The following is an 18,117-nucleotide window of genomic DNA, read 5'->3' as shown; positions in this document are numbered from 1 at the left end:
ATACCTCAACATTAAACTGTCTAAGTATCATTAAACTGAATAAATATATATTTGGCATTGCGTAAGCAGCCAGATCAAAAGGATATAAATGAGCAATAAACCGAAGGTCTTAGTAAGTAGAGCAATCTTTCCCGATCAACTGGCGGAGCTGGAGAAATCTTTTGAGGTTCGGTCCAATCAGGCTGATCAAGTTCTGACACCAGTAGATTTGCAAAAAGAGCTATCCAATGTAGTTGGAGCCTTAGTGACTGGTAGCGAGCGCATAGATGCAAGTGCTTTACTCAACGCAAAGGATCTAAAAATAGTCGCCAATATTGCGGTTGGCTATAACAATTTTGATGTCCCTGCGATGAGTGCAGCAGGTGTCATGGCCACGAATACTCCGGATGTATTAACCGATACCACCGCTGATTTTGGCTTTGCTTTGTTAATGGCAACTGCAAGGCGTATTTCAGAATCTGAGCATTGGATCAGAAATGGTCATTGGGATAAATGGTCTATTGTTCATAACCCGCTTGGTATGGATTTGCATCACAGCACCATTGGCATTATTGGCATGGGTCGTATTGGCCAAGGCATTGCAAAGCGCGCACTCGGTTTTGGCATGAAAGTCATTTATCACAACCGGAGTCGTTTATCTGAGGCAAATGAAAAAGCTTGTGGTGCTACTTATGTTTCCAAAGAAGAATTATTGCGAACTGCCGACCATGTGGTTTTAGTGCTGCCTTATACCGCGCAAAATCATCACACGATTGCCGCTGCGGAAATTGCCATCATGAAACCCACTGCAACCTTGGTGAATATTGCCCGAGGCGGTATTGTGGATGATGCAGCTTTAGCGCAAGCATTACAGAGTGGAAAGATTTTTGCAGCAGGCTTGGATGTTTTCGAGGGTGAGCCCCAAGTGCATCCAGAGTTACTGAAGTGCAGCAATATTGTGCTAGCTCCGCACATTGCGAGTGCAACAGAAAAAACGCGCAGAGCGATGGTGGATCTTGCAGTAGAGAATTTGCGAGCGGCGCTTGATGGGAAGAAACCGCCAAGCTTGATTAACACAGAAGTATTTAAAGCCTAGCTGAAAACTTAGTCTGCTTCAATTTCTTCTGGGAGCTCGCGAAGAGCAAGTTCGATTCCGCCAAATTTACCTGCGACCCAGTTGTAGACCTTGCAAGCAATCCACAGTAAAGCAAAACCAAGTAGGGCATTCAGAATCAATGCAGAGAGAACGGTAAATCCAGGAATGGCACCGTCACGGATGAATGCCACAAATAAGGCTAACAACACAATCGGCACAGAGAAGCAGAGATAAACCAAAACCAGAGTTTTGGCAGTATGCATTGGATCTACGAAGGCAATTTCTTTTTTGGTGAGTTTCATGAGGTGCAATCTTAAAGCAGTCCGTCGAAAAGCGCCACATCTACCCAGTCACCGGCCGCCACATTGCCTTGGTCATGAGGGAGGATGACAAAGCAATTTGCCTCACTCATCGATCGTAAAATTCCAGCGCCTTGGCTACCGGTCAGCTTGACCGTCGGCTTCCCATCCGGGCCGCGCCCCATAACGGCACGCTGAAATTCTGTCCGACCTGGCTTTTTCCGAATCGGCACCTCGGCAATGGCTTGGGTCATTAGCTGCTCAGTCTGGCTTGCACCATTAAGTTGTAATAAAGCCGAGCGAACAAATTGATAGAAGGTCACCATCACTGCAACAGGATTCCCGGGCAGGCCAAAAAAGAGGGTTTTGCGGCTAGAGCGCTCAACTGGCTTGAGTATTCCAAAGGCCATGGGGCGACCTGGGCGCATGGCTATTTTCCAAAAGCCTACATCGCCCAACTCTTGCATGATTTGCTTAGTAAAGTCTGCCTCACCAACAGAGACTCCGCCAGAGGAAATCAGGACATCTGCAGTTGAGGCGGCAGCCACAAAAGCGGCTTTAAGTGAGGCTGGATCATCGCGGACAATTCCGCAATCAATAACCTCTAGATGAAGTCGATTGAGTAGACCGGTTAGGCTGTATCGATTGCTGTCATAAATACTACCCGTGTCTAGAGGCTGTCCTAGTGTGCGCAATTCATCTCCAGAAGAAAGAATAGCTACCTTGAGTTTGCGATGCACCTGCAGACTAGCAATCCCTAACGATGCGGCTAGACCAAGATCCGACGGTCGCAACAAGCGACCAGCAGCAATAGCGGCCCTACCGCTTTGCAAATCTTCGCCTCGCAAGCGGCGGTTCTCTCCACGCCTCACTTGGTTTTGTTTAAAACCTATAGTTGACTCACTTGCGGATTCTGTAAATTCTTGAGGAATGACAGTGTCGCAGCCAATGGGCATGAGGGCGCCAGTCATGATCTTGAGGCATTCGCCTGGACCGATGGTTCCTTCGTAAGGTTTGCCAGCATAGGCTGTACCAACAATCTTCAGGGCGACTATCGCCTCGCCATTTCCCAAGCAATCCCCATTAAAGGCAAAGCCATCCATGGCGGAGTTATCAGCAGCAGGAACGTCTATCGGTGAAAGCAAATCTTCCGCCAAAATACGATTAATCGCTTGATCCAAAGTAACTAACTCAATATCGTTCGCATTATTCAGCTTGCGAGACTCTAGAAGTAATTCATTAACAAGGTCTGAGATAGCCTTGCGAGCTTCATCCACATGGAGAGAGGCAGTCAAGAGAATGGGGCTGTTTGGAGAGTGCTTGATTGAATCAATCATGACAATACTTTTTCTAGGGCAGATAACTCTTCTGGCGTATTCACATTAGCAAATGCTTGAGAATTTTCAAATAGCACTGAGCTAGATCGCAATTCTTTAAACCAGCGATCAATCTTTAAATCACCTTTACTTAAAAAGGAATTCAAAGAATCTTGCAAATCACTTCTCATTAAACAGAAAACGGGTTGCGACCAAATCTTGCCGTCATTTTCTTTTGAAGAAGCAAAAACGAGCTCTAAATGATTGCCTTCCAGTTCAGATGCCATCTTTTCGGCAAGATCAGTTGGCAGTAAAGGGGAGTCGCAGGGTGATGTCAGCAAGTAGGGCGTTTTGCAATGCTTCAGTCCAACTGAGAAGCCAGCTAGCGGGCCAGAAAAATCCGGAGTTTCATCCATGAGTACTGGATAGCCGTAATGTGAATATTTAGTAATACTACGGTTAGCATTAATCAAAATAGTGCTGACTTGAGGTTTGAGTCGGCTGATGGCGGATTCAATTAGGGCCTTGCCATGAAAGGGAATCAAACCCTTATCAATGCCACCCATTCTTTGGGCGCGGCCCCCCGCCAAAATGAGTCCAGTAATGTGTTCTGAGGTAATCATTAGCCGCCGATGTAAGACATTTCTACTTTGCGAGTGGAATGTGATTCAGCGGTGTTAGATCCTCGAATCTCTGAGTAGTGATCATTGCGTCCTGACCATGTGGACATGATGGCATTGGCAATTTCTAAATCACTTTTACCGGAACGTAATAGCGTTTTGAAATCAAAACCTTCGTTTGCAAATAGGCAAAGATAGAGCTGACCATCCGTAGAGATGCGAGCGCGCGTGCATTCGTGACAAAAAGTTTGTGTGACGCTAGAAATAAAGCCAATTTCACCGGAGCCATCAACATAGCGCCAGCGCTGAGCTACTTCACCAGGATAGTTAGCCTCAATCGGCTCTATCGGCAAGACAGCATGAATGCGATTGGCAACTTCTTGCGAGGGGAGTACTTGGGACATATCCCAGCCGTTAGAGCTGCCTACATCCATAAATTCTATAAAGCGCAGTGTCACACCACTACCTTTAAAGTGCTTAGCCATGCTAATAATTTCTTGGTCGTTCGTTCCCTTTTTAACCACCATATTCACTTTGAGATTGGTGAAGCCCGCTTCTTGAGCTGCAGCAATTCCATCGAGTACATCTGTAACTGGAAAATCAACATCATTCATTTTCTTGAAGATGTCATCATTCAGACCATCAAGACTAATGGTTAGGCGATGTAAACCTGCTGCTTTTAATGCGGCCGCCTTCTTACGCAAAATACTGCCATTAGTAGTTAAGGTGAGATCAAGAGGCTGATCTGCCGTGGTGCGAATCTTGGCCAGCATCTCAATCAGCACTTCGAGATTTTTGCGAAGCAAAGGTTCACCACCAGTGAGACGAATTTTTTCTACACCCAGCGACGCAAAGATAGTCGTTAAACGGGTGATCTCTTCAAAGCTGAGCAATTCATTATGGGAGAGATAGGGATAGTCTTTGTCGAAGATTTCCTTAGGCATGCAATAGGTGCAGCGGAAATTACAGCGATCAGTAACGGAGATGCGTAAATCTCGTAGCGGGCGTCCGCGGGTATCTTTAGTTGAGGCATTCGCAGCCAAGAGCTGTCTTGGTATGGACGGCGTAAGGCCTCTACCTTCATCTAAACGTATGGGGATTACTTTTTCAACCATGCGTAATTATGGCTGTGAAACCGTGTTTCTGCCAAACTGCCAAATATCTTTGTGGGATAAATAGCAGTCTGGAGAAATTGGATTAAACCGTTTTTTCTTGGCCGCCGGTTTCAACTAAAACCATCGGACCATTTTGCAAACTGGTAGGTGCTTTAGGGGCTCTGCCCGTAGGCAAAACTTCTGGCTCAGATTTGATTTGCGATTGCGCCTCTTGATGCTTGTTAGAGTCCGTTGCAACCCAGACCATCCCAGCAGACTGAACTACGCTATGCAATGGGGTTTCTTCTAGTGCCTGAAAGGCAACCTTAGGGAGTTCAGGTATCGGTTTAGCGATCACCTCAATTGCTGGAGCAGGTGTAGCCACTGGAGCAGTGTTGTCAGGGTGATTGCTTTGACGAGGTGCACGTTGCTCTCTCGGTTCTCTAGGTGCACGAGGTGCACGCTCTTTCACTTCGTTAGAAACTACAGCTGCAGTCTTGTGTCCAAAGCTTTGGGCAATGTTCTGAATCGGCATTGAAGCAGATGCTCCAGCCATGCCTACTGGAGGACCTGAGAATGAAGTTGCTACAGCAACAACAGAAGCAATTGCTGCATCGCCAGTGGACTCAGTACGCTCGCCACGTTGACCACGACCACGACCACGACGGTTGCGGCCACGACCACGACGCTCTTCGCCATCTGCGCTAGGAGTTGCGTCAGTTCCAGGAGCAGCTTCAGTAGCCAGAGTTACCGCAGCTTGATTCTCTGGTTTTGGATTGTTCGAATTGCGGTTATTGCCATTACGGTTGCGACCATCTTGACGACCCCTACCTGAACCTGCCTCGCGTGGCGCATTTGCACCTTCAGTACTTACCGCACCTTCAGCTGGACGCTCAGCACGATCGTTACGCTCGCCACGACGACCGCGATTGCGGTTATTACCATTGCGATTGTTTTGGTTGCGACCACGTGGTGCGCTAGGAGCAGGCTGTGCTTCTGGTTTAGGCGCAACTGAGAATAGATTCTTAATGAATCCGAAGAAGCCACCGGTGCTAGCAGTTTCTACAGTTGCCTTTTCAGCACGCGCAGGACGCGGTTGACCTACTGGCGCTGGTGCATTGGGCGTAATCCCTTTGACTGCAGCTTCAGGGCGAACTTTAACGTCAGCATCTTTACGGCTTACAGCAGTATCGGTTTCGAGTTCACGCGCAGCTTCTTCAGCCATAACGTAGCTGGCCTTTTGATCGTCAAGACGTGGATCGTCATGGCGTAAACGCTCAAGTTTGTAATGCGGTGTTTCTAAATGCTTATTGGGAACCATCAAGACATTCACTTTAAAGCGTGACTCAATCTTGATTACCTCAGCGCGCTTCTCATTGAGTAAGAATGCAGCCACTTCGACTGGAACTTGCGTATGAATAGCGGCAGTGTTTTCTTTCATTGCCTCTTCTTGAATGATGCGTAAGACTTGCAATGCAGAAGATTCAGTATCGCGGATATGGCCTGTACCGTTACAACGCGGGCAGGTTACGTGACTGCCTTCAGAGAGGGCAGGGCGTAAGCGCTGGCGTGACATTTCCATCAAGCCAAACTTGGAGATCTTGCCCATCTGAACGCGAGCACGGTCATGACGTAAGGCGTCGCGTAGACGATTCTCAACATCCTTCTGCGCTTTGCTTGATTCCATATCGATGAAGTCGATCACGATCAAGCCACCTAAGTCACGTAAACGTGCTTGACGAGCGATTTCATCGGCAGCTTCTAAGTTAGTACGGGTTGCAGTCTCTTCAATATCGGAGCCACGGGTTGCACGTGCGGAGTTGACGTCCACTGAAACCAAGGCTTCAGTGTGGTCAATCACAATCGCGCCACCTGAAGGCAATGGCACGGTACGTGAGTAAGCAGTTTCAATCTGATGCTCAATTTGGAAACGGGAGAACAATGGAACATCGTCCTGGTAACGCTTCACTCTTGGCAGGTTATCCGGCATCACTACTGACATAAATGCAGCAGCTTGTTCGTAGATGTCATCGGTATCGATGAGGATCTCGCCAATATCCGGCTGGAAGTAATCACGAATCGCGCGAATCACTAAGCTAGATTCGAGGTAGATCAATAGTGGCGCTGAATTGCCTTTAGCGGCTTCATCAATTGCCGTCCACAATTGCATGAGGTAACTTAAATCCCATTGCAACTCAGTAGCGTCGCGACCAATACCGGCAGTACGAGCAATAATGCTCATGCCATCGGGCACTTCTAATTGAGACATCGCCTCACGGAGTTCTTGACGATCTTCGCCTTCAATACGGCGAGAAACACCGCCTCCACGTGGATTGTTTGGCATTAATACTAGATAGCGACCTGCTAAGGAGATGAAAGAGGTAAGGGCGGCGCCTTTTTGGCCACGCTCTTCTTTTTCGACCTGAACAATGATTTCTTGGCCTTCACGTAAGGCATCTTTAATAGAGGCATTACGGACATCAATACCCTCTTTAAAGTAGGTACGGGCCACTTCTTTAAATGGCAGGAAGCCATGACGCTCCTCGCCGTAATTTACAAAGCAAGCTTCGAGCGATGGCTCAATGCGGGTAATAACACCTTTGTAAATATTGCCTTTGCGTTGTTCACGACCGGCAGCTTCGATATCAATATCGATTAGTTTTTGACCATCGACGATGGCAACTCGCAACTCTTCTTGTTGAGTTGCATTAAATAACATGCGTTTCATAACACTCTCCTATTGGGAGTGCGTCGTTGCGCGCTGCGTTAGGGACAAGTTAAATACCGCTTGGGGCATAGCCCATTGGCGGTTTTGGAGTGTGGATCAAGCTAGTCCAGGCTAATTTGCCTAGTACACCATGTTCAATTAAACCGGTGCCACACTTGACGATCGCCGCAGAGACCTCCTTTAGGCCATCAATGCAGGCGCGCGCCTGAAAACTGTCTTCTAATCGCGGGTCGCGGCATACGGCACACCAACCCTGCGCCTCATTACAACGGGGGAGGGGCAACCCCGGGAGTCTATTAAGGGCGACTCCAAGCTCCACGATCCAAACCTGAATCAGGTCAGTCTCGGGCCAATAAATTGGCTAGAGCGTTGATTATACGGCACAAGTTGAAGGACAATGGGGTATTGTTAAGTCCCTTGTCGACCCCCGTCGGGGTGGCAAGAGAGATAAATCATGAAATCCGAACCCATTTCCAGGCCCTTGCAGGTCAAAAGCAGTGCTCCAGCCGCCGTTCATCTTCAGACTATTGGTCCAGAAGAGGCTGGCCAGCGCCTAGATAACTACTTGCTACGTTGGGCTAAAGGGGTTCCTAAAAGCCACGTTTATCGGATTATTCGCTCTGGCGAGGTTCGTGTGAATAAGAAAAGGGCTGAGCCGACTACGCGGTTAATTGAGGGGGATGTGGTTAGAGTCCCGCCAGTTCGTATCGCTGAGCCTGCCCAAATGGCAGCTGTCAATACAGCCCAAACTAAGTCTCGGGCACAGGGGTATTCTGACAAAATGCCCATTTTGTTCGAGGATGAGGCTCTATTAATAGTGAATAAACCGGCAGGTTTGGCAGTTCATGGGGGTTCAGGAATTGCGCTTGGCGTAATTGAAACTTTGCGTATTACCCGCCCCGAGCTCAAATTCTTGGAATTGGTTCACCGTTTGGATCGAGACACATCAGGCGTTTTGCTCTTGGCGAAAAAGCGTAGCGCTTTGGTGGAACTGCATCGTCAAATTCGCGAAGGGCAAACAGATAAGCGTTACTTCTTGCTAGCCCATGGGGAAATTACCCAAAGCGCAGGCACGATGCAACTGAAGTTTGCATTACATAAATACCTATTAGCCAATGGCGAGCGACGCGTTCGTGTTGACCCAGATGGTCTACCAAGCCATACTGCTTTGCGTGTCACTAAAGTAATGAAACGTGGGGAAGTGGCGATTACTTTGGCTGAGGCCCAACTTAAAACCGGGCGTACCCATCAAATTCGAGTCCACTTACAAAAACTGGGTCACTCGATTTTAGGTGACGATAAATATGGCTTTGAAGATCAGGACAAGATTGTGAAATCCAAACGCCTGTATTTGCATGCCCACTTAGCAGGCTTTACTCATCCGCGTACTGGCGAGAAAATGCGTATCGAGTCCCCATTGCCTGCTGAATTTACCGCAATGATGAAAACTTTTGAAGCGCGCGACAATGCCTGAAGAACAAAAACCCGATAGACGTTACGACCTGATAGTGTGGGATTGGGATGGAACCATCATGGATTCCACGCCGACGATCGTGGACTGTATTCAGCAAGCATGCCGCGATTTAGGTTTTAAAGAGCCTGATGACACTTTGGCTAGCTCGGTCATCGGTTTGGGTATTCAGGATTCACTCAGAAGGGCAGTGCCGTGGATTGAGCCGGCGCATTTCCCTAATTTAACGGAGCGCTTTCGATTCCACTATTTAGCTAAAGATCATGAGCTCGATTTATTTCCGGGTATTCGTGAATTACTCCAAAGCTTGCGCGAGGATGGTTATCTATTAGGTGTTGCCACTGGCAAATCTCGTGTTGGATTGGATCGTTCTTTAAAGCATCATCAGCTAGAGCAGATGTTCCATGAAACTCGTACTGCGGATGAATCCTTCTCCAAGCCTCACCCTGGGATGCTCCTGGAGCTCTCAGATGTGATGCAAGTGCCGATGCGCCGCATGCTGATGATTGGGGACACTACCCATGATTTAGATATGGCAGCTAATGCAGGTGTGGATGCAGTAGCGGTAACGTATGGTGCGCATCCTCCGAGCACTTTAAAAGAAGCGCCATCACTAATGCATGTGGATGATGTCTCGCAGTTGGCAACTTGGCTAAGTCAGAATCTCACTGTTAAAAACTAGTTAGTAATTAAGGATTAAAAAGATGGATCAAAATCAATCTGAGAACACGAATCAAAATTGGGAGCGTCAAGCACTCGAGCACTTACTGCTAGAGAATTTAAAAGAGACTCGCAAGGCGCGACGCTGGAAAGCGGTATTTCGTATTCTCACTCTCCTTGTCTTTGTCGGCGTACTACTGGCGGTATTTGATTTTCATTTACCTGGGCGTGGTATGGGAATGGAAAAGCACACTGCTTTGGTTACGCTAGAGGGGGAAATCTCTTCAAGCTCGATGGCCAATGCTTTGGATATCAATTCTTCGCTAACTGCTGCTTTTGAAAATGAAAACAGTGTAGGGGTAGTTTTGCGCATCAATAGTCCTGGTGGCTCTCCAGTTCAGGCTGGCATGATGAATGATGAGATTCATCGCTTACGCAAACTCTATTCAAGTAAACCGTTTTATGTCGTAGTCGAAGATATCTGCGCCTCAGGTGGTTACTACGTCGCTGTTGCAGGCGACCAAATTTTGGTGGATAAGGCGAGCTTAGTTGGCTCTATTGGCGTGATCATGGAGGGCTTTGGTTTTACTGGTCTGATGGATAAGTTAGGCGTGACTCGTCGCATGATTACTGCGGGCTCAAATAAGGGCATGATGGATCCATTCTCCAAAGAAAATCCACAGCAAGTAGAAATGATCAAAACGATGATCGATGAGATTCATCAGCAATTTATTGCGGTAGTGAAGGCAGGGCGTGGCGATCGTCTAAAAGAAACTCCAGAGATGTTCTCGGGTCGCGTTTGGAACGGCGAGCAAGCAATTAAAATTGGACTGGTGGATGGCTACGGAACAGTAGAGACTGTAGCGCGCGATATTTTTAAGGCGCCAGATATTCTCGACTACACCATGAAAGAGAATTTCGCAGAACGCGTTGCTAAACGTTTCGGCGCTGAAGTGGGTGCCGCAGCAGGTAAGGCTTTAATTAAAACACCTGATCTAAAGTAAAAAGGATAGATTAACAAAGTCACAAATAAAAAACCTAGGCCAGCAATAGAAATACTGCTGGCCTATTTTGCAATGAGGCACAGGCAGCTTCATTTGGGAAACGCTTACGCCAATCTGCAATCGAGAGCGTAGTAATAGTTTCGCTTGGCAGGCTGAGATCCATTCCCATGCAAAGCATTGATTGCGGAGACAGCGTATTAAGGCAAGCCATCAGCATTGCAGTATTACGATATGGCGTCTCAATCCAAATTTGTGTCTGCTGTAACTTTCTAGATTCCACTTCCAACTGTTTCAGTCGTGCGACACGGTCTTGCACGTCATGCGGTACATAACCCTGAAACGCAAAGCGTTGACCATTCAAACCACTGGCCATGAGACCAAGCAAAATAGAGCTTGGGCCTACCAATGGTTTTACTTTGGCGCCCAGCTTATGCGCTGCCAGCACAAGCTCTGCACCAGGATCCGCCACCCCCGGAACGCCAGCCTCTGACATGAGGCCCATGTCTTTTCCAGCAATGAGGGGTTTGAGTAGATCTATTGGTTTTACAGCATCACCATACTTAGCATTGCGAGCAACACCGCGCCACTCGCTCATCTGCATTTCTTGAATAGTGCAAGCTAAGGGCGACACACTATCGACTGCTTTTAAAAAAGCACGCGCAGTTTTGGCATCCTCAACAATCCAGTGGATGAGTTTGGCAGTTTGGGTAATGGTTTCGCTTGGTAGCACCCAAGGCAATTGCTCTACGCGAGCATCGTCACCCAAAGTATTGGGAATTAAAAAGAGAGTGCCTAGTGTTGAACTCATTATTTAATTCTTTTTCATTCAGTTAATTGATGTTTTATTTGGAATGAGAAAGCCAGCTTCACGCAAGAGGCCGCTTAGTGCAATTAATGGTAAGCCAATTAATGCAGTGGGATCATCACTCCGAATGGATTCTAAAAGTGAGATTCCTAGGCCTTCAGACTTGGCGCTGCCCGCACAGTCGTAGGGCTTTTCGGCATGGAGATATGCCTCTAGAACATCATCCGATAGTTTTCGAAAGGTCACTTCCGTAGGAATATTGATCGTTGTTTCAACGTCGCCATGCATCAGACAAAGCGCCGTTTGAAAAGTCACAGTGGCACCACGCATGAGTTGAAGTTGCGCCATAGCGCGCTCAAAGTTTCCCGGCTTACCAATAGCGGCTCCACAAAGGTCGGCCACTTGATCGGAGCCAATGACCCAAGCCTCGGGGTGATCTTTGGCTACGGCTGCAGCTTTCGCTTTGGCTAAGCGCAAGGCTAAAGCTAAAGTGCTTTCACTGGGGAGGGGGGTTTCATCTACCTTGGGGGAGATGACATCAAAAGGGATGCGTAGGCGCTCTAAGAGCTCCCGACGATAGACCGAGGTAGATGCCAGGATTAGTTTTTTTGCAGAATTACTCATCACTACTTGTACTTTCGCTGAAGCCTTCATTTAGACTGATGTCATGAATCGTAATCAAGTTTTACCTCAAGTTGAGCTATCTAATGATCCCAAGGCCCTCTGTCGGATCGATTTTTGCGCTCCACAGTCCTATCGAGGGGCTGGATTTTTGGAGATTACAGCCTTGCCAAGGGTGGCTGAGGAGACCTCCAGTATCGAGCCGGGCGATGGATTCCATTGGCAGGTAAAGACCCATTTTGCTGATTCTTTGGGTTCTGAGCCCCGGCAAATTCTGGAATTAGCCGTGAAAGGCCGTATCCACCTGGTTTGTCAGAGCTGTCTTCAGGATTGCGGTCTGGATTTAGCTCAAGAGAGTCGATTTGTCATGGTGGCCACCGAAGAGGAGGCGGACGCCTTCCCAATGGAAGATGATCAACAAGAACCTTTGGTAGTCAGTCAGCACTTTGACCTACTAGGGCTGATTGAGGATGAAATCCTCCTTTCCATGCCCTTAATTCCAAAGCATCCAAAGGGTGCTTGCCAGCCACATGCCTCTTCATTTGGCGAGGTGGGTGAAGCTGCAGAGGACTCTGAAAAGCCTCAGAACCCCTTTAACATATTGAAAAATATGAAGAAAAATTGATTTAGCCCCACCATTTGGGGGCAGGTTTTCAAACCTACTTTATCAATTAATCGGGCATTTATCTCAATTTACATGCTAGAATGTCGCCTTGCTTAGGAGTTCAATATGGCCGTCCAACAGAATAAAAAATCCCCATCCAAACGTGGCATGCACCGTGCGCACGACTTTTTGACCGCACCTGCTACGGCTGTTGAAGCCACAACTGGTGAGGCTCATTTGCGCCACCACATTTCACCAAACGGCTACTACCGTGGTCGCAAAGTTGTTAAAACAAAAAACGACTAATTTCTTAGTCTAAAAGATAGAAGCGGCTCCAATAAAAGCCGCTTTTTTCTTTGAAAAACACCACTTGCAGCAATACTTGATTTTATGAGTGTCACACTTGCTATCGATGCCATGGGCGGAGATCATGGGGTAGTTGTTACCGTCCCCGCTTGTTGCGATTTTCTAGAAAAACATGCTGATGTGAAGATTACCCTGGTTGGTAATCTTGAAGTGCTCAAGCAAGCCTTGAGTCAATTTCCAAAAGCGCCAATGGAGCGCATTCAAATTATTTCCGCTAGTGAGGTTGTCTTAATGGATGACCCCATTGAGGTGGCATTGCGCCGCAAAAAAGATTCGTCCATGCGCATTGCTATCGAGCAGGTCAAAGAAGGTCTTGCTGACGCGATCATTTCTTCTGGCAATACTGGCGCCTTAATGGCCATCTCCCGCTACATCCTGAAAACGCTAGATGGTGTTGACCGTCCCGCAATTGCTACTGCGATTCCTAATGAAAAAGGGCGCGGTACCACCATGCTCGATCTTGGCGCTAACGCAGATTGCGAGCCTATGCATTTGGTGCAATTTGCACAAATGGCTAACGTGATGGTTCAAGTGGTTGATGGCACACAAAATCCTTCCATCGGTCTTCTGAATATTGGTGAAGAAGTAATCAAAGGTAATGAGGTAGTTAAGCAGACCAGCGAGTTGCTGCGTCAAACAAACCTCAACTTTTATGGCAACGTAGAGGGCAATGATATTTTTAAAGGCACTACGGATATCGTGGTGTGCGATGGTTTTGTTGGTAACGTTGTCCTGAAGGCAAGCGAAGGCTTGGCCAAGATGATGAGCGGCTTAATTAAACAAGAATTCAATCGTTCATGGCTGACTAAACTCATGGCGATCTGTGCCATGGTACCTTTGTTACGTGTTCGCAAGCGCGTAGATCATCGTCGCTATAACGGGGCAGTATTATTAGGTTTACGCGGTTGCGTGATTAAGAGCCACGGTTCAGCGGATCGTTTTGCATTTGGTTTTGCGCTCGAGCGTGCATATGAAGCAGCAAAAAATCGCATGGTGGAGCGTATCGCTCAAGCTTTTGCGGCGGAGATAAAGCAATCATGAGTACCTATTCACGGATAGCCGGAACTGGAAGTTATCTTCCGGAGCAGCGTTTAAGCAATCAAGACCTCGTGGAGCGTTTGGCGAAGATCGGTCTTGAAACTAGCGATGAATGGATTGTGACTAGAAGTGGAATTTCCGCTCGTCACTTTGCTGCAGAAAATCAACTCACGAGTGACTTGGCAGTCAAGGCAGCTCGGGCAGCACTAGAGGCAGCTAGTTGCACCTCTGAAGATCTTGACTTGATCATTTTAGCAACATCGACGCCGGATCATTTAGGTGGTTTTCCAAGTACAGCGTGCGTAGTGCAAGATAAGCTGGGCGCTCACACAAATTGTGCAGCATTCGATGTTCAGGCGGTATGTGCTGGCTTTACTTATGCTCTCGCTATTGCAGATGCATTTATTCGCACGGGCACCTACAAAAAAGTATTGGTTCTCGGTGCGGAAACTTTCTCCCGAATTTTGGATTTCCAAGATCGCACCACTTCCGTTTTGTTTGGTGATGGCGCTGGCGCAGTTGTGCTTGAAGCTTCTGCCGAGCCAGGCATTTTGGCAACGGCCTTGCATGCGGATGGTAGTCAACGCGATATTCTATGTGTACCAGGGCGCGCTAAGCAGGGTGGCGTTGAGGGAACTGCCTACTTAACAATGGATGGTCCTGCGGTATTTAAGTTGGCTGTCAAAGTACTGGAGCAGGTTGCCCACGAGGCTTTAGAAAAAGCCAATCTCAAACCAGAGCAAATCGATTGGTTGGTGCCTCATCAAGCCAATATTCGCATTATGGAGAGTACGGCTCGCAAAATGGGTATGTCAATGGATAAAGTGATTGTGACCGTCCATGAGCACGGCAATACTTCTGCTGCATCTATCCCACTTGCGCTCGATGTCGGTGTTCGCTCTGGTCAAATTCAACGTGGCCAGCATCTTTTGCTAGAGGGTGTGGGCGGTGGCTTTGCTTGGGGTGCAGCAGTTATTAAGTTCTGAAGCAAAGTTCTAAAGCAAAAATATATTCATAACTATCATTTAGCGATTATTCCTATGACATTTGCATTTGTATTCCCCGGCCAAGGTTCCCAATCTGTTGGGATGCTCAACACCATTGCTGATCGCCCTGAAGTCCGCGCGACTTTGCAGGAAGCTTCAGAAGCTTTAGGTGAAGATGTTGCAAAACTGATTGCTGTAGGCCCTGCTGAAGCATTGTCTTTAACAACCAATACCCAGCCCGTGATGCTGACTGCAGCGATCGCTTTTTACCGTGCTTGGTTAGCCTCTGGCGGCGCCGTTCCCAAGATGATGGCTGGCCATAGCTTGGGCGAATACTCTGCTTTAGTTGCTGCAGGCGTAATTGCTTTTAAGGATGCTGTGCCTTTAGTGCGCTTTCGTGCTGAAGCGATGCAGACAGCAGTGCCGGTAGGTACTGGCGGTATGGCCGCAATCTTGGGTTTGGACGATGCTATTGTGAAGACTGTATGCGCTGAAGCTGCTGCAGCCTCTGGTGGTGTAGTGGAGGCTGTGAACTTTAATGCTCCAGGGCAAGTGGTGATTGCTGGCGGTAGTGATGCAGTGACCAAGGCCTGTGAATTACTCAAGGCGGCTGGCGCAAAACGCGCTCTGCCACTACCAGTATCAGCGCCTTTTCATTCATCATTATTACAACCTGCTTCTGAAAAACTCAAAGCTTACTTAGCGGATATTGAATTCAAGGTTCCGACTATCTCTGTAGTCAATAACGTTGATGTCAATGTCTTGAATGATCCAGCAGCCATAAAAGATGCTCTAGTGCGTCAAGCCGCCAAGCCTGTGCGTTGGCAAGAGACGATTAATGCGATGGCGCAGCAGGGCATTACTCAAGTAGTGGAATGCGGTCCCGGCAAGGTATTGGCAGGGCTGACAAAGCGCATCAATGAAAATGTTGTTGGGCTACCTATCTTCGATGAGGTCAGTCTCAATGAGGCTTTGGCTGCCGTAAAGTAAAAATACGAATCAGTAATAGATGAAATACGAAATAAACAACGGAAGATAAATATGAATCTCGACTTAAGCGGACAAATTGCGTTAGTGACCGGCGCATCGCGCGGTATTGGCCAGGCAATTGCGGATGAGTTAGTGAAGTGTGGTGCTAAGGTAATTGGTACTGCAACTTCTGAAGATGGCGCTAAAGCAATCAACGCCCGTTTACAAGCGAGCGGTGGCCGTGGCGAGGTATTAAATGTGACCGATCCAAAGGCTTGCGAGGAGATTATTGATTTGATCGTCAAAGATTTTGGAGGCATCAGTATTTTGGTGAATAACGCAGGCATCACCCGCGATAACCTAGCAATGCGCATGAAAACAGATGAGTGGACCGATGTGATCGACACCAATTTAAGTGCGGTGTTCCGTTTGTCGCAGGCAGTAATGCGCCCTATGATGAAAGCGCGCGCTGGCCGCATTATTAATATCACTTCGATTGTTGGCCACATGGGTAACCCTGGCCAGGCTAATTACGCTGCTGCTAAATCCGGTGTTTCAGGTATGACCCGTGCTTTGGCTCGCGAAATCGGTAGCCGCAATATCACTGTTAATTGCGTAGCACCCGGCTTTATCGACACAGACATGACCCGTGCTTTGAGTGAAGAGCAGCAAAATGCCCTAAAAGCGAACATTCCTTTGGCGCGTCTGGGCAGTCCAGAAGATGTGGCTCAGGCGGTGGCATTTTTAGCCTCTCCAGCCGCCGGATATATCACTGGAAATACCCTGCATGTCAATGGCGGGCTCTATTTAGCCTAAGAACAAAGCAGGAATTGATCATTTTTTGGCGGATTTACTAATTTAGCCTGCCAAGCTGATAAAATCCTTTTCATCGTTTTTTTACAACCCTTGGGGGAATTAATGGATAACATCGAACAACGCGTTAAGAAGATCGTCGCTGAGCAATTGGGCGTCGCAGAAGCAGAGATCAAGAATGAATCTTCTTTTGTGAATGACTTAGGCGCAGACTCTCTTGACACCGTTGAACTGGTAATGGCTTTAGAAGATGAGTTCGGGATTGAAATTCCGGATGAAGAAGCTGAGAAAATTACTACTGTTCAGCTCGCTATCGATTTTGCTCAGTCAAAAGCTCAGGGTTAATTCCCTAGCTTAGTTAAAAGCTATTACTGTGTCAGCATCAAATGGCCGCCGCCGGGTTGTTGTTACCGGCTTAGGCCTGATTTCACCAGTTGGTAACTCGGTTGACGTAGCTTGGTCTAATTTGCTTGCGGGTAAATCAGGCATCGCTACCATCACGAAGTTTGACCACACTCCGCTGAGTGTCCATTTCGCTGGCGAGGTCAAAGACTTCAATGTCGAAGAATATGTTTCTGCCAAAGAGGCGCGCCACATGGATACCTTTATCCATTTTGGCATCGCTGCTGGCACGCAAGCGATTCGCGATAGCGGTTTACAGGTAACTGAAGATAACGCCGAGCGCATTGGCGTCATGGTTGGTTCAGGAATTGGTGGCTTGCCGATGATCGAAGAGACTGGCGCTGAGTTGTTAGCTCGTGGTCCTCGTCGCATCTCCCCATTCTTTGTGCCAGGCTCAATCATCAATATGATTTCTGGTCATCTCAGTATCTTGTTTGGCCTTAAGGGTCCAAACGTTGCTGCGGTAACTGCCTGTACTACCGGTTTGCACAGTATTGGATTGGCAGCACGCTTAATTCAGTATGGCGATGCTGATGTGATGGTGGCTGGTGGGGCCGAATCCACTATATCTGCATTGGGTGTTGGCGGCTTCGCCTCAGCTCGCGCACTATCGACTCGCAATGATGATCCTGCAACAGCTTCACGTCCATGGGACAAGGACCGTGATGGTTTTGTACTGGGTGAGGGCGCAGGTGTTGTGGTTCTAGAAGAGTATGAGCACGCTAAAGCGCGTGGTGCAAAAATCTACTGCGAGCTCTTAGGTTTCGGTATGAGTGGCGACGCATATCACATGACTGCTCCAAATATGGATGGCCCACGTCGCTGTATGGTCAACGCCATGCGCGATGCCGGTTTAAATCCAGATCAAATTCAATATATCAATGCACACGGCACCTCTACACCCTTAGGTGATAAGAACGAAACCGGTGCGATTAAAGCTGCCCTTGGCGATCATGCTAAGAAGACTTTGATTAACTCCACCAAATCAATGACTGGCCATCTTTTAGGCGGTGCTGGTGGCTTAGAGTCCGTCTTTACTATTCTGGCGCTACACAACCAGAAGTCCCCACCTACAATCAACATCTTTAATCAGGATCCAGAGTGTGATTTGGACTACTGCGCCAATACTGCTCGGGATGTGAAGATTGACCATGCCATTAAAAACAACTTTGGCTTTGGGGGTACTAACGGTACCTTGATTTTTGGCAAATTGACCTAATATCCTTATTAGGCAGTTTCCTTCTCT

At 47.8% G+C, this 18,117-nt stretch carries 20 protein-coding genes; 12 read left to right on the top strand and 8 right to left on the bottom strand.

Translation table 11 applies throughout. The features are described from left to right. The first annotated feature begins 88 nt into the window (after positions 1 to 88). Positions 89 to 1,075, top strand: a complete 987-nt coding sequence (locus tag FD967_RS07895; protein WP_215325450.1) for a D-glycerate dehydrogenase — start codon at positions 89 to 91, stop codon at positions 1,073 to 1,075. 8 nt (positions 1,076 to 1,083) lie between these two features. Here FD967_RS07895 and FD967_RS07890 read toward each other — a convergent pair whose 3' ends face one another. The 6 genes from FD967_RS07890 to FD967_RS07865 form a co-directional block, all read right to left on the bottom strand. Continuing rightward, positions 1,084 to 1,377 (bottom strand): hypothetical protein, encoded by a 294-nt coding sequence (locus FD967_RS07890; protein WP_015421612.1) that lies wholly within the window; start codon positions 1,375 to 1,377, stop codon positions 1,084 to 1,086. A gap of 11 nt (positions 1,378 to 1,388) precedes the next feature. After that, positions 1,389 to 2,699, bottom strand: coding sequence for a gephyrin-like molybdotransferase Glp (gene glp / locus FD967_RS07885; RefSeq protein WP_371819321.1), 1,311 nt, complete (start codon positions 2,697 to 2,699; stop codon positions 1,389 to 1,391). 8 nt (positions 2,700 to 2,707) lie between these two features. Beyond that, positions 2,708 to 3,313 (bottom strand): molybdenum cofactor guanylyltransferase MobA, encoded by a 606-nt coding sequence (gene mobA, locus FD967_RS07880; protein WP_215325446.1) that lies wholly within the window; start codon positions 3,311 to 3,313, stop codon positions 2,708 to 2,710. After that, the gene (gene moaA / locus FD967_RS07875) at positions 3,313 to 4,425 is read right to left on the bottom strand and encodes a GTP 3',8-cyclase MoaA (protein WP_215325445.1); all 1,113 of its coding nucleotides are present in this window, start codon (positions 4,423 to 4,425) and stop codon (positions 3,313 to 3,315) included. The genes mobA and moaA overlap by 1 nt, the downstream gene beginning before the upstream one ends. 82 nt (positions 4,426 to 4,507) lie before the next feature. Next, entirely contained in the window at positions 4,508 to 7,132 is a 2,625-nt protein-coding gene (locus tag FD967_RS07870) for an Rne/Rng family ribonuclease (protein ID WP_215325444.1), read from the bottom strand. 49 nt (positions 7,133 to 7,181) lie between these two features. Continuing rightward, a complete protein-coding gene (locus FD967_RS07865) occupies positions 7,182 to 7,415 on the bottom strand; it encodes a hypothetical protein (RefSeq protein WP_215325443.1) in 234 nt (77 codons plus the stop codon). A 171-nt stretch (positions 7,416 to 7,586) separates the two neighbouring features. Here FD967_RS07865 and FD967_RS07860 point away from each other — a divergent pair, with 171 nt between their 5' ends. From FD967_RS07860 to FD967_RS07850, 3 genes are read left to right on the top strand one after another with little or no spacing between them, the layout of a single operon-like run. Then, positions 7,587 to 8,606 carry an RluA family pseudouridine synthase gene (locus tag FD967_RS07860; RefSeq protein ID WP_215325442.1) on the top strand — a complete coding sequence of 340 codons (1,020 nt, stop codon included), beginning with the start codon at positions 7,587 to 7,589 and terminating at the stop codon, positions 8,604 to 8,606. Further along, positions 8,599 to 9,285, top strand: coding sequence for an HAD-IIIA family hydrolase (locus tag FD967_RS07855; protein WP_215325441.1), 687 nt, complete (start codon positions 8,599 to 8,601; stop codon positions 9,283 to 9,285). The genes FD967_RS07860 and FD967_RS07855 overlap by 8 nt, the downstream gene beginning before the upstream one ends. A 22-nt stretch (positions 9,286 to 9,307) precedes the next feature. Then, on the top strand, positions 9,308 to 10,267 hold the full coding sequence (locus FD967_RS07850) for a S49 family peptidase (protein ID WP_215325440.1): 960 nt from the start codon (positions 9,308 to 9,310) through the stop codon (positions 10,265 to 10,267). Positions 10,268 to 10,301: 34 nt separating this feature from the next. Here the strand turns inward: FD967_RS07850 and FD967_RS07845 are convergent, their stop codons facing one another. Both FD967_RS07845 and FD967_RS07840 read right to left on the bottom strand, forming a co-directional pair. After that, positions 10,302 to 11,075 carry an SAM-dependent methyltransferase gene (locus FD967_RS07845; protein ID WP_215325438.1) on the bottom strand — a complete coding sequence of 258 codons (774 nt, stop codon included), beginning with the start codon at positions 11,073 to 11,075 and terminating at the stop codon, positions 10,302 to 10,304. Between the two features lie 18 nt (positions 11,076 to 11,093). Further along, on the bottom strand, positions 11,094 to 11,726 hold the full coding sequence (locus tag FD967_RS07840) for a Maf family nucleotide pyrophosphatase (protein ID WP_371819286.1): 633 nt from the start codon (positions 11,724 to 11,726) through the stop codon (positions 11,094 to 11,096). A gap of 13 nt (positions 11,727 to 11,739) precedes the next feature. On the opposite strand from FD967_RS07840, the gene FD967_RS07835 reads away from it, so the two are divergent. From FD967_RS07835 to fabF, 8 genes are all read left to right on the top strand, one after another. Next, positions 11,740 to 12,318 (top strand): YceD family protein, encoded by a 579-nt coding sequence (locus FD967_RS07835; protein ID WP_215325436.1) that lies wholly within the window; start codon positions 11,740 to 11,742, stop codon positions 12,316 to 12,318. 105 nt (positions 12,319 to 12,423) lie between these two features. Next, the gene (rpmF, locus tag FD967_RS07830) at positions 12,424 to 12,603 is read left to right on the top strand and encodes a 50S ribosomal protein L32 (RefSeq protein WP_011902241.1); all 180 of its coding nucleotides are present in this window, start codon (positions 12,424 to 12,426) and stop codon (positions 12,601 to 12,603) included. 84 nt (positions 12,604 to 12,687) lie between these two features. Then, entirely contained in the window at positions 12,688 to 13,704 is a 1,017-nt protein-coding gene (gene plsX, locus FD967_RS07825; protein ID WP_215325434.1) for a phosphate acyltransferase PlsX, read from the top strand. After that, complete coding sequence (locus FD967_RS07820; RefSeq protein WP_215325432.1) at positions 13,701 to 14,687, top strand: beta-ketoacyl-ACP synthase III; 987 nt, start codon at positions 13,701 to 13,703, stop codon at positions 14,685 to 14,687. The genes plsX and FD967_RS07820 overlap by 4 nt, the downstream gene beginning before the upstream one ends. Positions 14,688 to 14,741: 54 nt before the next feature. Then, a complete protein-coding gene (gene fabD / locus FD967_RS07815) occupies positions 14,742 to 15,677 on the top strand; it encodes an ACP S-malonyltransferase (protein WP_215325430.1) in 936 nt (311 codons plus the stop codon). A gap of 51 nt (positions 15,678 to 15,728) precedes the next feature. After that, positions 15,729 to 16,472 carry a 3-oxoacyl-ACP reductase FabG gene (gene fabG / locus FD967_RS07810; RefSeq protein WP_215325428.1) on the top strand — a complete coding sequence of 248 codons (744 nt, stop codon included), beginning with the start codon at positions 15,729 to 15,731 and terminating at the stop codon, positions 16,470 to 16,472. Between the two features lie 102 nt (positions 16,473 to 16,574). Continuing rightward, positions 16,575 to 16,814 (top strand): acyl carrier protein, encoded by a 240-nt coding sequence (gene acpP, locus FD967_RS07805; RefSeq protein ID WP_046330561.1) that lies wholly within the window; start codon positions 16,575 to 16,577, stop codon positions 16,812 to 16,814. Between the two features lie 28 nt (positions 16,815 to 16,842). Then, positions 16,843 to 18,090, top strand: a complete 1,248-nt coding sequence (gene fabF, locus FD967_RS07800; protein WP_215325426.1) for a beta-ketoacyl-ACP synthase II — start codon at positions 16,843 to 16,845, stop codon at positions 18,088 to 18,090. Positions 18,091 to 18,117 lie beyond the last annotated feature (27 nt).

The organism is Polynucleobacter sp. JS-Mosq-20-D10 (assembly GCF_018687755.1).
GTDB lineage: Bacteria > Pseudomonadota > Gammaproteobacteria > Burkholderiales > Burkholderiaceae > Polynucleobacter.
The sequence above is the reverse complement of the archived record's forward strand: the minus strand, read 5'-3'. Positions and strand labels throughout refer to the sequence as shown.

What these genes read in the sequence shown, in the direction of transcription:
- FD967_RS07850 (WP_215325440.1), top strand. Translation starts at nt 9,308, where the DNA reads ATGGATCAAAATCAATCTGAGAACACGAATCAAAATTGGGAGCGTCAA.
- FD967_RS07840 (WP_371819286.1), bottom strand. Translation starts at nt 11,726, where the DNA reads ATGAAGGCTTCAGCGAAAGTACAAGTAGTGATGAGTAATTCTGCAAAA.
- FD967_RS07870 (WP_215325444.1), bottom strand. Translation starts at nt 7,132, where the DNA reads ATGAAACGCATGTTATTTAATGCAACTCAACAAGAAGAGTTGCGAGTT.
- mobA (WP_215325446.1), bottom strand. Translation starts at nt 3,313, where the DNA reads ATGATTACCTCAGAACACATTACTGGACTCATTTTGGCGGGGGGCCGC.
- FD967_RS07845 (WP_215325438.1), bottom strand. Translation starts at nt 11,075, where the DNA reads ATGAGTTCAACACTAGGCACTCTCTTTTTAATTCCCAATACTTTGGGT.
- fabD (WP_215325430.1), top strand. Translation starts at nt 14,742, where the DNA reads ATGACATTTGCATTTGTATTCCCCGGCCAAGGTTCCCAATCTGTTGGG.
- FD967_RS07855 (WP_215325441.1), top strand. Translation starts at nt 8,599, where the DNA reads ATGCCTGAAGAACAAAAACCCGATAGACGTTACGACCTGATAGTGTGG.
- acpP (WP_046330561.1), top strand. Translation starts at nt 16,575, where the DNA reads ATGGATAACATCGAACAACGCGTTAAGAAGATCGTCGCTGAGCAATTG.
- FD967_RS07835 (WP_215325436.1), top strand. Translation starts at nt 11,740, where the DNA reads ATGAATCGTAATCAAGTTTTACCTCAAGTTGAGCTATCTAATGATCCC.
- rpmF (WP_011902241.1), top strand. Translation starts at nt 12,424, where the DNA reads ATGGCCGTCCAACAGAATAAAAAATCCCCATCCAAACGTGGCATGCAC.
- FD967_RS07895 (WP_215325450.1), top strand. Translation starts at nt 89, where the DNA reads ATGAGCAATAAACCGAAGGTCTTAGTAAGTAGAGCAATCTTTCCCGAT.
- plsX (WP_215325434.1), top strand. Translation starts at nt 12,688, where the DNA reads ATGAGTGTCACACTTGCTATCGATGCCATGGGCGGAGATCATGGGGTA.
- FD967_RS07820 (WP_215325432.1), top strand. Translation starts at nt 13,701, where the DNA reads ATGAGTACCTATTCACGGATAGCCGGAACTGGAAGTTATCTTCCGGAG.
- FD967_RS07890 (WP_015421612.1), bottom strand. Translation starts at nt 1,377, where the DNA reads ATGAAACTCACCAAAAAAGAAATTGCCTTCGTAGATCCAATGCATACT.
- FD967_RS07860 (WP_215325442.1), top strand. Translation starts at nt 7,587, where the DNA reads ATGAAATCCGAACCCATTTCCAGGCCCTTGCAGGTCAAAAGCAGTGCT.
- moaA (WP_215325445.1), bottom strand. Translation starts at nt 4,425, where the DNA reads ATGGTTGAAAAAGTAATCCCCATACGTTTAGATGAAGGTAGAGGCCTT.
- fabG (WP_215325428.1), top strand. Translation starts at nt 15,729, where the DNA reads ATGAATCTCGACTTAAGCGGACAAATTGCGTTAGTGACCGGCGCATCG.